We start from the raw sequence: 11418 nt of genomic DNA on the forward strand, positions 1-11418 counted from the left end.
AGACCGAAGGCAAGCGTCTTGCCCGAACCGGTACGCCCGCGGCCCAGCACATCCCGGCCGGCCAGGGAGTTCGGCAGCGTCGCCGCCTGGATCGGAAACGGCTCGTTCATGCCGAGGCCGGTGAGCGTCTTCAGCAGCTCGACCGGCATGTCGAGTTCGCCGAAGGTCGCGGCCGCGGGGAGGGCCGGGGTGATGGTGACCGGCAGCGCGAACTCGCCCTGCCGCGCGGCGGGACGGCGCCCGTAGCCGCCGGAACGGTTGCCGGGGCGACCCTGGCCCTGCGGGCGGAAGCGGGCGCCCCGGTCGGAACCGGCGGAGCCACCCTTGCGGGGGTTGGAGAAACGGTCGTTCGTGCGAGCTGAGCGGTTCATGGAGAACCTTCCTCGATATGGCACGTATCGAGGAATTCTCGGCAGGAATGAGCCGAATGAATTGCAAGAACGAGCCGAATAAAAGACTGAAACGAAACCGGCCGCAGCGGCGCAGAATAGCGACGCCTGGCATCAGGCCGCCAGGGATCCACAGGATGAGGCAGCCGGGGCCGGATCATGGGGGCGCGGGCAGACCATTACGGCGCGTCGCGCAAACCCTGCAAACAGCAACGAGCTGGGGCCCGCACCCCAAGGTGCGCGCCCCAGCTGCGTCGTGCGTGTCAGCGTCAGGCGGGAACGATGTTCTCCGCCTGCGGGCCCTTCTGGCCCTGCGTGACGTCGAAGTTCACCTTCTGGCCTTCCTGAAGCTCACGGAAGCCCTGGGTGGCGATGTTCGAGTAGTGGGCGAAGACGTCGGGGCCGCCGCCGTCCTGCTCGATGAAGCCAAAACCCTTTTCCGCGTTGAACCACTTGACGGTGCCAGTAGCCATGTCATATCTCCTTCGGGGCAGTGCCCGGGGTTCGCACGGTGCGAACCCTGGCGTCGCCGCGATGATTACCCCGTCCGGAAAACATCACCGAAAATACAAAAGTGCCCGATGGCATGAAGCCATCAAAGGCACTTGAAGTCTATGGGAACCACAACTGCAACTGGGATCAACGGTAGCACGGCGCGAGCATCCGGGCAGGGCAGGTACTACTTTTTCGCCCGTCACCCCCATGAACGCTCGGCACACACCGCGCAAATTTCTAACCCTGGTGCGACAGATATTCGCTGCAGCAGAGGCAAGCGGGGGGCCGGGATGTCGGCCTACGAGGCTACAGCGCGGCAGTGACCAGCAGCGCGAACGACGCGAGCGTGAACAGAGTCCGGATCAGATGGAAGAGGTTCCAGCGGGACTCGAAGGCAGCGCGCGCCTGACCGGTGGGGACAGTCGGGGAGGCCGACTCGGCCGAGGCGAGGGCGTTGTTCAGTGGGATGTTGCCGCCGATGGTGATGAGGTTGTTGAGGACCGCGCAGACCAGGCCCGCGATGATCAGCCACCGCTGGGTGTCCGTGCGGCCGTCGACCGGGACGGCGAGGGCCGCGGCCGGGAACACCATGATCGCGAGGAAGACCAGAACGAACACGACGCGCGGCACGGTCTCGTTGATGCGGTTCATGGCCGGCACGAACTGGTCGTCCGAAAGCCGGGCGAGCGCGGGCATGATCCCGGTCCGGAAGATCAGCATCATGCCCGCGTACAGGCCTGTGGAGATGATGGCTAGTGCGAGCAGAAGGGTGGCCATGGCGCACATCATGGCGCGGCGGGGCGGGCGATGCAGCAACCTTGTGGTGCGGACACTGCCTGATCCGTGAGGGAAAGCCTCGGCCCCCGCCGCAGGCGGGACGCCACAGCCACAGCCCCGTCCCCGGAGTCCGGAGTGCGGAGTGCGGAGTGCGCCCGTGGCCCCCACGCTCAGTCCCTCAGCCGCTGCGCCTGCCCGATCGCGTCCGCGAGCTGGCGCACCGAGCTGTCTTCCGTCGAGCCCGCCAGCTTCCTGGCCCGTTCGGCGAGTTCACCGAGCCCCGGCGCGCCCGGCATCGAACCGCCCCGTAGCGACTCGGCGAAGTACGCCGCGACCGCGGTGACCTGGAACCTCTTGGAGGCGCCGTCCCACAGGGCGCCGTCGACCGCGCCCGTCTCGACCGAGCCCGTCTGCTCGTGCGGTGCCCGCGTATTGGGGTCGAGCCAGCGCACCGTAGCCGTCGCGAGATGGCCGCTCGCTCCTTCCCGGAGCCGTACGGCATAGAGCGCCGTCACCGTGTGACCGGGGCCGATCTCGCCGCCGTCCACACGGTCGTTACGGAAGTCCTCGTCCGCGACCGCGCGGTTCTCGTACCCGATGAGCCGGAACTGCTTGACGGTCTTCGGGTCGAAGGCCACCTGCGCCTTGGCGTCCCGGGCACGCAGTTCGACATGGGTGGGCAGCTGGTCGACGAACACCTTCCTGGCCTGCTCGCTGGTGGAGACATACGTGGTGTGCCCGTCACCCTTGTCGGCGAGCCGCTCCATCAGCGCATCGCCGTACTCGCTGCCGACACCGACGCCGAAGAGCGTGATGCCGTACTCGCGGCGGGCATCGTCGATCCGGCCGAGGATCGCGTCGGCGTCGGTCTCGCCGGTGTTGGCGAGGGCGTCGGAGAGCAGGACGACGCGGTTGGTGGCTCCGCGCCTGCGACCCTCGACGGCCTCGTCGTAACCGGCCCGTACGCCCGCCTCCACATTGGTGGAGTCGGTCGGCTCCAGGCCGTCGATCACCGTGTGGATACGGTCGCGGTTGTCGTCGATCCGGGTCATCGACAGCCGTGTCTCGGCCTCGTCGCTGAAGGTGACGATGGCGATCGAGTCGTCGTCGCGCAGCGCGTCGGTGAGAATGCCCAGCGACTCCTTTACCAGGTCGAGCCGGCCGGGCTCGGCCATGGAGCCGGAGATATCGATCACGAAGGTGAGGGCGGCGGGCGGCCGTTCGCCCTTGCGGTCGGAGGGCCGGGTGGAGAGTCCGACGCGTACGAGCGACCAGTCCTCGCCGCCGGCCTCGCCCTCGGCGCTCCGGGGACGCGCACCGTCGACCGTCACCGAGAAACCGTTGCTCTTCGGCCTCGGATAGTCCTGGCGGAAGCTGTTGATGAACTCCTCGGGCCGGATGTCGCCCCGCTTCGGCCGTTGCCCGTCGGCAAGCGTGCGGCGGGCATAGCCGTACGAGGCGGTGTCCACGTCGAGCGCGAAGGTCGACAGATAGTCGGCCGCCGGTTTGGACTCCTGGAACTCATCGCCGCGCCGCTCCGCCTCCTTCGCTCCGTCCGTCCCGGCTGCGGGGGCGCCTCCGCCGCCGTCCGGCGCTCTCGGCGCGGGTGCCGGCTTCGCGCCGTCGTGCGCCCGCTGTTCGGCTCCGCTTCGGGAGGCCCGGTTGTCCTGGCCGCTTCCACTGCAGCCGGTGGTGAGCAGCATGCCGCCGGCCAGAACCGCGGCCAGCGCTCCCCTGTACGTCCTTGCGCAGAGCTTCATCTGGGCTCCCCTGGATCGTCAGCACTTGTGAATGTGACGTTCGAGGAGGCCCGAAGGAGCAGACGAACGAGTTGCGGATGAATCTCAATGCGGCAACGGCGGGCGGAAGTTGCCCCCGGCCGGGAGGGCAACCCCCTCAGGGGCTCAAGGGCTCGCTCAGCTCTCTTCCCTACTCACTCTGCGACTCTCGTGCCTCAAGCGTGCCCCGCCCCGGCGTCGGAACCGAAGGGACTGGCAAGGACTCGCCAGTCCCTGAGCAGCCGCTTGTCACCATGCGCAGCCATGTGCGTTCATGGAGTGGCGCACGGCTCCGAGGGGACGGACCGCGCGGATCGTCAGGCGGTTTGACACGCGGTCTGGCAGGCGGATTGACGGGGGTGATCGGCCATGGTCGTGGGGATGGTTCCGGGCTCCGTGCTCGGCCGGGAGGTTTCGCGGCAAGTCCCACGGGAGGTTTCGCGGGACGTTTCAACGGAGGTTTCGCGGGCCGTCCTGCGGGAGGTGCCGGGGCAGCCGGTTCACGGAGTGGCACAGGTGAAAGCGGCCCTGACCAGCCTGGTCCGCTCCGCCCGCCACGAGCTCCTCAGCTTCGACAATCCGGCCGGCGCACTGGGCCACGGCATCCCGGAGCCCTTCCTGGAGTTCGCCGGCGCATGCGTGCGCACGGCCGCCGCACAGACCCCGACGGTACGGCGGATCGCACCCCGGCACGGGCTGACGCATCTCACGGCACCCTGGCTCAGTCCCGGCGCGGCCCGGGTGACTGACTCGATCCCGTTCAAGATGCTCGTCGCGGATCGTAGGGTCGCGGCCGTCCCCCTCGACCTCGAACTGCACTACAACGGCCTGCTGCTGATCCGCGATCCCGTTGTCGTCCAGGCCCTGGTTCGTGCGCACCGGTCCTGGTGGGACACCGGCGACGATCTGACCGGGCAGGCCATACCCGGCGCCTTACCCGTCCATCTGCAGCCGGTCCTGCAGGCCCTGCTGGCTGGGCTCACGGACGAGACGGCCGCGACCCGGCTCGGCATGTCAGGGCGTACGTACAGCCGCCGCGTCGGTCAACTGCTCACTGCCCTCGGCACGACGAGCCGCTTCCGGGCGGGAGCGGAAGCGGCTCGTCGGGGCTGGGTCTAGCAAGAGCCCGGCCTCCTCGAGACCTCCTGCGGCACGTGGTGCGAGACCTCCTGCGACGCCTGGCACGGCATGTCCTATGGCATCCCCTACGACACGATGTCCTTGCGGGAGAAGTTCCGGAAGGCAAGCGCGAACAGCACCAGGGCGTAGGTCACCGAGACCGCCGCGCCCTTCACCATGCCGTTCCACTCCAGCTGTGGCTGCAGCGCGTCGATCCAGGCGAACTGCCAGTGCGCGGGCAGCACGTCACGCCACGAGCCGAGGGCGGTGACCGCGTCCAGCACATTGCCGATGATCGTCAGACCGACCGCTCCGCCGACCGCTCCGAGCGGGGCGTCGGTCTTGGTGGAGAGCCAGAACGCAAGCCCCGCCGTGACCAGTTGGGAGACAAAGATGAACGCCACGACCAGCGCAAGACGCGCCACGGTGTCGCCGGCGGCCAGGGAGCCGCCACCCGTAGGCAGTTTCAGCGGGCCCCAGCCGTATGCCATGGTCCCCGCCGCCAGACCGACCAGCGGCAGCAGCACCATGGCCGCCGCGCTGAAGCCGAGCGCCACCGCCAGCTTGGACCACAGCAGTCGGGAGCGCGGGACGGGTGCGGCCAGCAGATAGCGCAGAGAGGACCAGCTCGCCTCCGAGGCCACGGTGTCCCCGTGGAACAGCGCCACCGGCACCACCAACAGGAAGCCCGCCGAGACGAACAGACAGGTGGCGGCGAAGTTCGCGCCGGACGCGGTGGCCGTGTCCATCAGGGTCACCCGGCTGCTGTCCCCACCGTCCGGCGTGCCGCCGATCGCGAAGGCGGCGATCAGGATGAGGGGCAGCGCGGCAAGGATCCCCGCCATCACCAGCGTCCGCCTGCGCTTCAGCTGCCGTACGGCCTCGACACGCAGCGGCAGCGTGTGCCGTGCCCGGTAGCCCGGGGCCGACTCGACCAGCGTGCTCATGCGGAACCTCCGATCAGGGTGAGGAAGGCGTCCTCCAGGCAGCGATGCGGACCGACACCCGTCAACGGCACGTCCAGCCGGACGAGTTCGGCGATCATGCCGGTGGCGGTGGCTCCGTCGAGGCGTACGAGCAGTCCTTCGTCCGTACGGGACGCGGAACCGATACCCGGCAGCGCGGCGATCTTCTCGATCAACGGCTCCGGCACGCCTTCCGCCGTGGTGACCAGCAGGGTGTCGCTCTCGCCGGTGATCTCCGCGACCGGTCCTGCCTGCACCAGCCGCCCGCGGTCCATGACCACCAGATGTGTGCAGGACTGCTCGACCTCCGAGAGAAGGTGGCTGGACACGATGACGGTCCGGCCTGCGGCCGCGTACCGGATCATCACGTCCCGCATCTCGCGGATCTGCGGCGGGTCGAGGCCGTTCGTCGGCTCGTCGAGGATGAGCAGATCCGGCATGCCGAGCATGGCCTGAGCGATGGCGAGGCGCTGGCGCATGCCCTGCGAGTAGGTGCGTACGGCGCGGGCGAGGGCATCGCCGAGGCCGGCGATCTCCAGGGCCTCCTCGATATGCGCGTCACTCGCGGGGCGGCCGGTGGCCCGCCAGTACAGCTCCAGGTTGTCGCGTCCCGAAAGATGCGGCAGGAAGCCCGCACCCTCGACGAACGCGCCGACCCGGGAGAGGACCGGTGCGCCGGGCCTGATGGCGTGGCCGAAGACACGGATCTCGCCGTCGTCCGGCCGGATGAGGCCCATCAGCATGCGCAGGGTGGTGGTCTTGCCCGCGCCGTTGGGGCCGAGGAGGCCGAGTACCTGGCCCTTCTCGACACGGAAGGAGAGCTCCCGCACGGCGTACCGGTCGGCGGACCTGGAGTACCGCTTGGTCAACCCGGTGATCTGCAGGGGTACTTCGGCGAGCTCGGCGTCGGGTGCCGGAGCGACCGCACGGCGGCGGGCGGTGATCAGCAAGGCCGCCGCCAGCAGGGCGCCCGTGACGGGGAGGACCCAGGTCCACCAGGGCAGTCCCGCAGCCTGCGTCTTCACTGCGGGCGCCGTGGGCACGGCCAGTGCGCCGCTGCCGAGGAGTTCGACGGTGTACGCGGCGGGGGCGGCCGGAGACGCATAGCCGAGGTCGGTCGCGGACAGGACCAGGCGCAGCCGGTGCCCGGCGTCCACCTCGTGGTCGACGGCCGGCAGGGTCAGCTCGACGTCCTTGCCGTGCTCGGCACCCTCGACCCGGACCGGCGCGACGAGCTGGGACGGCAGCACCTGCTCACGGCCGTTGGGCCCGACGTCGTACACCTTCCCGAACAGGACCGCGTCGCCACTGTTCGAGGTCACCTTGACCTTGACGGTCGGCGAGCCGGTGATCCGCAGCGACTCGGCCAGCGGCGCGGAGTCGAAGCGCGCGAACTGTCCGGGGAAGTCGAGGGAGAGTCCGAGGCCGAGAGAGGAGAGCTGGGTGAGGCCGCCGCTGAGGCCAGGGACGGCCGAGATGGCGGGCGGGTTGGCGCCGGCCGGATTGGCGAAGGTCTGCGCGCGGCCGTTGAGCGTGACCGGTCGCGCGCCGCTGCCGAGCCCCGGATAGACGTTGCCGGTCGCGCCGCGCAGCAGGGCCTGACCATCGGTGGAGTCGACGCCTCCGGTCCGGCTGACGCGGAAGGCGGGCCCGGTGTCCACGCCCTTGTCCTGCTTGAGGTACCGGTCGAACCAGTGGCTGATACGGCCCTCGACGCGGCCGGTCTCCCGGTCGCCGCCGTCGTGGCCGCCCGCGATCCAGTCGACGGAGACGGGCGCGCCGTTGGCGCTGATCTTCTTCGCCATGGCGTCGGCGTGCGTGAGCGGGAAGAGCGAGTCGGCCTGGCCCTGCACGATGAGCGCGGGCACCTTGATGCGGTCGCCGACGGCGGAGGGGCTGCGGGCTTCGAGGAGCGTACGGGCGGCGGCGTCGGGCTTTCCGGCGACGGCGACGCGCTCGTACATGGCGCAGAGCGCAGGCGCGAAGCGCCCGCAGCCGCTCGGGTCGGCGGGGACCGCGGCACCGGCCGCCTTGACCTTGGCCGCATCGGCCTCGGCCTCGGCCTCGGCTGCATCGCCGGGCGCCGCCGCCCGACCCGCCGGGGCGTCCGATGCGGGCTCATCGGCCGGGGGTTCCGAGCCCGTACCCGCCACCGAATCCGCCGAGCCCGTCGAGCCGGTCGAGCCGGTCGAGCCGGTCGAGAAGAAGATCCCGGCCCAGAGCTTCTTGAAGACGCCGTTCGGGAAGAGTGCGTCGGCCAGGTTCCAGTAGGTGATCTGGGGTGCGATCGCGTCGACCCGCTTGTCGTAGCCGGCCGCGAGCAGCGAGATCGCCCCGCCGTACGAGGCGCCGGTGACACCCACGCGCGGATCGCCGTCCGCGTCCAGCTGTACCTCGGGACGCTCCGCCAGCCAGTCGATCAGCCGCGAGACGTCCTTGACCTCGAAGTCCGGGTCGTTGAGCCCGATCTTCCCGGTGGAATCGCCGAAGCCGCGGGCGGACCAGGTCAGCACTGCGTATCCGTCGCGGGCCAACTGCTCGGCCTGGGCGCGTACATCGTCCTTGCTGCCGCCGAAGCCGTGCCCGAGGAGGACGGCGGGCCTGCGGTCCTTGCCGCCCGTCGTGAAGTAGGAGGTGTCGATCCTCGCCCCGGGCATCTCCTGCACCCGGTCCTCACGGTGCACAGGCGGTGCGCTGTCATCAGCGACCGCGGTCCAGGTGCCCGCGCCGGCGAGGACGGCGAAGGCGGCGACGCCTGCGAGCCATCGGCCGCGCGGCCGGGGAAGTCGGATCTGCATGCTTGAAACCCTAAGCGGATCCCCTGTGCCGACTCGGCTGCCGCCAGGGGGAACTCACGAGCCTCCGCAAGTAGTACGGAGTACGGTCGCCGTACACCAGACGCGGTATGCGCCCCTGGGGGAAGGGACTCGCATGGACCTCCATATGGACATCCGGCGCGCGACGACCGTGTCCGAGCTCACCGCGGCCGAGCATCTCTACGACGGACCCGCGCGGGCGGAGTGGGCCGAGCGTTTCCTTGCCGCCGCCGGGCATCTGATGCTGATCGCGTACGTCGACGGGGCGCCGGCCGGGATGGTCTCCGGCATCGAGATGCTCCACCCCGACAAGGGCACGGAGATGTGCCTGTACGAGCTGTCGGTGGACTCGGCGTACCGCAGACGCGGCATCGGGCGGGCGCTGACCGAGGCGCTGATCGAGGTGGCGCGGGAGCGGGGCTGCTACGACATGTGGGTCGGCGTGGACAGGGACAACGACCCGGCGCTGGCGACGTACCGGTCGGCGGGGGCTGCGGACGACGGGGAGTTCGCGATGCTCACCTGGGAGTTCCAGGCCAGGTAGCCGTGGCCTCGGGCGGCCTGACGGGGGTTCACAATCTGCATGTCCGTCATGCCGCACATGTGACAACACCTTGTGTCGCACATCACGTCACGAGACCCTGGTCAGCGCATATGCACTCTCTGGCAGCATGCACGCCCGTACTTGTCCATTGAACGGTCAATGAAAGGTAGGTGCACGAGATGAAAGCCACTGCCCGACGCTTCGGGGCGCTGATACCCGCAGTCGCCCTAGCGGCCGGTCTCCAGTTCGCCGCCTCCCCCACCGCGCACAGCGCGTCCATCGGCGATCTTCGTCTCGCTCCCACTGCAACTGCCGTACAGAACAGCTGGATTGTCGTCCTGAAGGACGGCACCACGCACGCCGCCGATCTGGGCGTCACACCGAACCACACCTACCGCAACGCTCTCCAGGGCTTCTCCGCGTCGATGTCCGACGCAAAGGCCGCAAAACTCTCCGCCGATCCACGCGTGGCGTACGTCCAGCAGAACGCCACGGTCCGCATCAACGAGACCCAGACCAATGCCACGTGGGGCATCGACCGCATCGACCAGCGGAATCTGCCGCTGTCGAAGACATACACCTACAACACCAATGCGTCGAATGTGACCGCATACATCATCGACACCGGGATCCGCACCTCCCACAGCGAGTTCGGCGGCCGCGCGAGCGTCGGCACGGACACGGTGGGCGGCGGCCAGAACGGCCAGGACTGCAACGGCCACGGCACGCATGTCGCCGGCACGGTCGGCGGCAAGACGTACGGCGTCGCCAAGAGCGTCAAGCTCGTGGCCGTCCGCGTCCTGGACTGCCAGGGCTCCGGTACGACGGCCGGGGTCATCGCGGGCATCGACTGGGTGACCGCGAACGCGAAGAAGCCGGCCGTGGCGAACATGAGCCTGGGCGGTGGCGCGGACGCGGCGCTGGACAACGCGGTGAAGAAGTCCATCGCATCGGGCGTGAGCTACTCGATTGCCGCGGGCAATGGCAACTTCCTCGGCCTGCCGATGAACGCGTGCAACTACTCGCCGGCCCGCGTCCCCGAGGCGATCACGGTCGGCGCGACGGACAACACTGACCGGCGGGCGTCGTTCTCCAACTACGGCACCTGCCTGGATCTGTTCGCGCCGGGCGTGAACATCACCTCATCGTGGAAGGACAGCGACACGGCGACGAACACGATCTCCGGCACCTCGATGGCCACCCCGCACACAGCGGGCGTCGCGGCGCTGTATCTGGCGACCCACGCCACGGCGACCCCGGTTCAGGTCCGGGACGCGCTGGTGAACGGCGCGACGAGCGGCAAGGTCCAGGACCCGCGGACGGGTTCGCCGAACAAGCTGCTGCATTCGCTGTTCTAGCCGATCCGTTCTAGCCGATCTGTTCCAGCCGATTCGGTGTTCCAGCTGAGCTGCTGCTGCCCGAGGAGCTCCTGCCCATCCGGGCACGGCGCTCCTCGGGCAGTAGCCTGCTCGCGACGTTTTCTGCCGGCTTGTCCAGCGCCTACAGCGACTCCGGATGGTCAGGACTTGAGCAGGGGCGTGCGGATTTGCACCAGAAGCCCACCTCGCGGCGGGCCGGCCGGGTGAGCGTGATGTGGCGTACGAGCTGGTGGAAGCAGGCCATGGTCGCGATGGCGGGGAGAGCGGCGACGCCCGCTCCGCTGAGGGTCCTGGGCGCCGCGGCGATGCACGTAAGCGCGGCGAGCACACAGAAGAACAGGGCGATGGCCCAGGCGTGGGGAGCGCGGCGGCGGTGCAGCGTGGCTCGCAGGATCGAGAGCGATGCGACCGTCCAGGGTCCGTACACCAGCGCCGGCCACCAGGGCGAAAGGCTGTACGCGGCACCAGGGGCAGCGGCATGCCGCAGGATTTCGTGAGTGAGCAGGCACCCGAGGACGCTCACGACGGCAATGATGACCACACTCACCGTTGCGATGGCGTAGTTCAGGGACTGGTTGCGGACGAGCTTCCACGCTCTCGGCTTCACCTTGTGCATCGGGCGCCGACGGTGGCAGGACGGGCCGATCGTTGGGGGCCGCTGCAGATCCATTGCGGGCTGCGGCAGTTCCACGGGGTCGGGCGTTTCCTGCAGCAGCTGGGTCAGTTCGACGTCCGGTTCCCAGCGCCCCTGCAGAACGTCGAGGTCCGGAGCAGAGAATGGTTCCTGCCCGAACGCGGAACCGTAGCCGTTCCACTGGTCGGCGGAACTGTAACCGTCCCACTGGCCGGAGAGGGCTGCGTACGCGTCGTCGTACTGCTCAGCAGGAGTGCCGTACGCCCCGAAGTGGTCATGCCTGTCATACATGTGATTCCTACCGTGGACGATGTCCAGTGGTGGTGGCAATTGCGGCTCCGGCAGGGGGCCGCGGCGGAAGTGTGCGACCCCATGCGGGGCGGTCACGCGGGGGAACGTCGGGTGTAATCGGCCTGGATGAGGTCCATGGCCGCCATGAAGTCCGCCAGTTCCGTGGTGCACTCCCGCGGGCGGACCAGAGCGACGGCACCTTCCCTACTGGTGCACATGGGCCACAGAGAC

The 11418-nt window shown here is 69.2% G+C and carries 11 protein-coding genes; 3 read left to right on the forward strand and 8 right to left on the reverse strand.

Features of this window, described 5'->3' with window-relative positions; all coding sequences use genetic code 11:
• The 4 genes from AB0D12_RS37160 to AB0D12_RS37175 form a co-directional block, all read right to left on the reverse strand.
• Nucleotides 1–371: DEAD/DEAH box helicase (locus AB0D12_RS37160; RefSeq protein ID WP_362693310.1), on the reverse strand; the 371-nt coding region annotated here is incomplete at its 3' end.
• A gap of 287 nt (nt 372–658) precedes the next feature.
• The gene (locus AB0D12_RS37165) at nt 659–862 is read right to left on the reverse strand and encodes a cold-shock protein (RefSeq protein WP_165245126.1); all 204 of its coding nucleotides are present in this window, start codon (nt 860–862) and stop codon (nt 659–661) included.
• A 328-nt stretch (nt 863–1190) separates the two neighbouring features.
• The gene (locus AB0D12_RS37170; protein ID WP_362693313.1) at nt 1191–1661 is read right to left on the reverse strand and encodes an anthrone oxygenase family protein; all 471 of its coding nucleotides are present in this window, start codon (nt 1659–1661) and stop codon (nt 1191–1193) included.
• A 170-nt stretch (nt 1662–1831) separates the two neighbouring features.
• On the reverse strand, nt 1832–3421 hold the full coding sequence (locus AB0D12_RS37175) for a von Willebrand factor type A domain-containing protein (RefSeq protein ID WP_362693316.1): 1590 nt from the start codon (nt 3419–3421) through the stop codon (nt 1832–1834).
• A 534-nt stretch (nt 3422–3955) separates the two neighbouring features.
• Here AB0D12_RS37175 and AB0D12_RS37180 point away from each other — a divergent pair.
• The gene (locus AB0D12_RS37180; RefSeq protein WP_362693319.1) at nt 3956–4558 is read left to right on the forward strand and encodes a DNA-binding response regulator; all 603 of its coding nucleotides are present in this window, start codon (nt 3956–3958) and stop codon (nt 4556–4558) included.
• Nucleotides 4559–4644: 86 nt separating this feature from the next.
• Here AB0D12_RS37180 and AB0D12_RS37185 read toward each other — a convergent pair whose 3' ends face one another.
• Nucleotides 4645–5505 (reverse strand): ABC transporter permease, encoded by an 861-nt coding sequence (locus tag AB0D12_RS37185; protein WP_327323679.1) that lies wholly within the window; start codon nt 5503–5505, stop codon nt 4645–4647.
• A complete protein-coding gene (locus tag AB0D12_RS37190; protein WP_362693322.1) occupies nt 5502–8321 on the reverse strand; it encodes an alpha/beta fold hydrolase in 2820 nt (939 codons plus the stop codon). Before AB0D12_RS37190 ends, AB0D12_RS37185 begins: the two co-directional genes overlap by 4 nt.
• Before the next feature lie 145 nt (nt 8322–8466).
• Here AB0D12_RS37190 and AB0D12_RS37195 point away from each other — a divergent pair, with 145 nt between their 5' ends.
• Entirely contained in the window at nt 8467–8883 is a 417-nt protein-coding gene (locus tag AB0D12_RS37195) for a GNAT family N-acetyltransferase (RefSeq protein ID WP_362693397.1), read from the forward strand.
• A gap of 170 nt (nt 8884–9053) precedes the next feature.
• Nucleotides 9054–10241, forward strand: coding sequence for a S8 family peptidase (locus AB0D12_RS37200; RefSeq protein ID WP_362693324.1), 1188 nt, complete (start codon nt 9054–9056; stop codon nt 10239–10241).
• A gap of 142 nt (nt 10242–10383) precedes the next feature.
• Here AB0D12_RS37200 and AB0D12_RS37205 read toward each other — a convergent pair whose 3' ends face one another.
• Together AB0D12_RS37205 and AB0D12_RS37210 are read right to left on the reverse strand one after the other, a co-directional pair.
• The gene (locus AB0D12_RS37205) at nt 10384–11187 is read right to left on the reverse strand and encodes a DUF2637 domain-containing protein (RefSeq protein ID WP_362693327.1); all 804 of its coding nucleotides are present in this window, start codon (nt 11185–11187) and stop codon (nt 10384–10386) included.
• 92 nt (nt 11188–11279) lie between these two features.
• Nucleotides 11280–11405, reverse strand: coding sequence for a hypothetical protein (locus tag AB0D12_RS37210; RefSeq protein WP_362693330.1), 126 nt, complete (start codon nt 11403–11405; stop codon nt 11280–11282).
• Nucleotides 11406–11418: the final 13 nt, after the last annotated feature.

Source organism: Streptomyces sp. NPDC048479, from assembly GCF_040651435.1.
Lineage (GTDB): Bacteria > Actinomycetota > Actinomycetes > Streptomycetales > Streptomycetaceae > Streptomyces.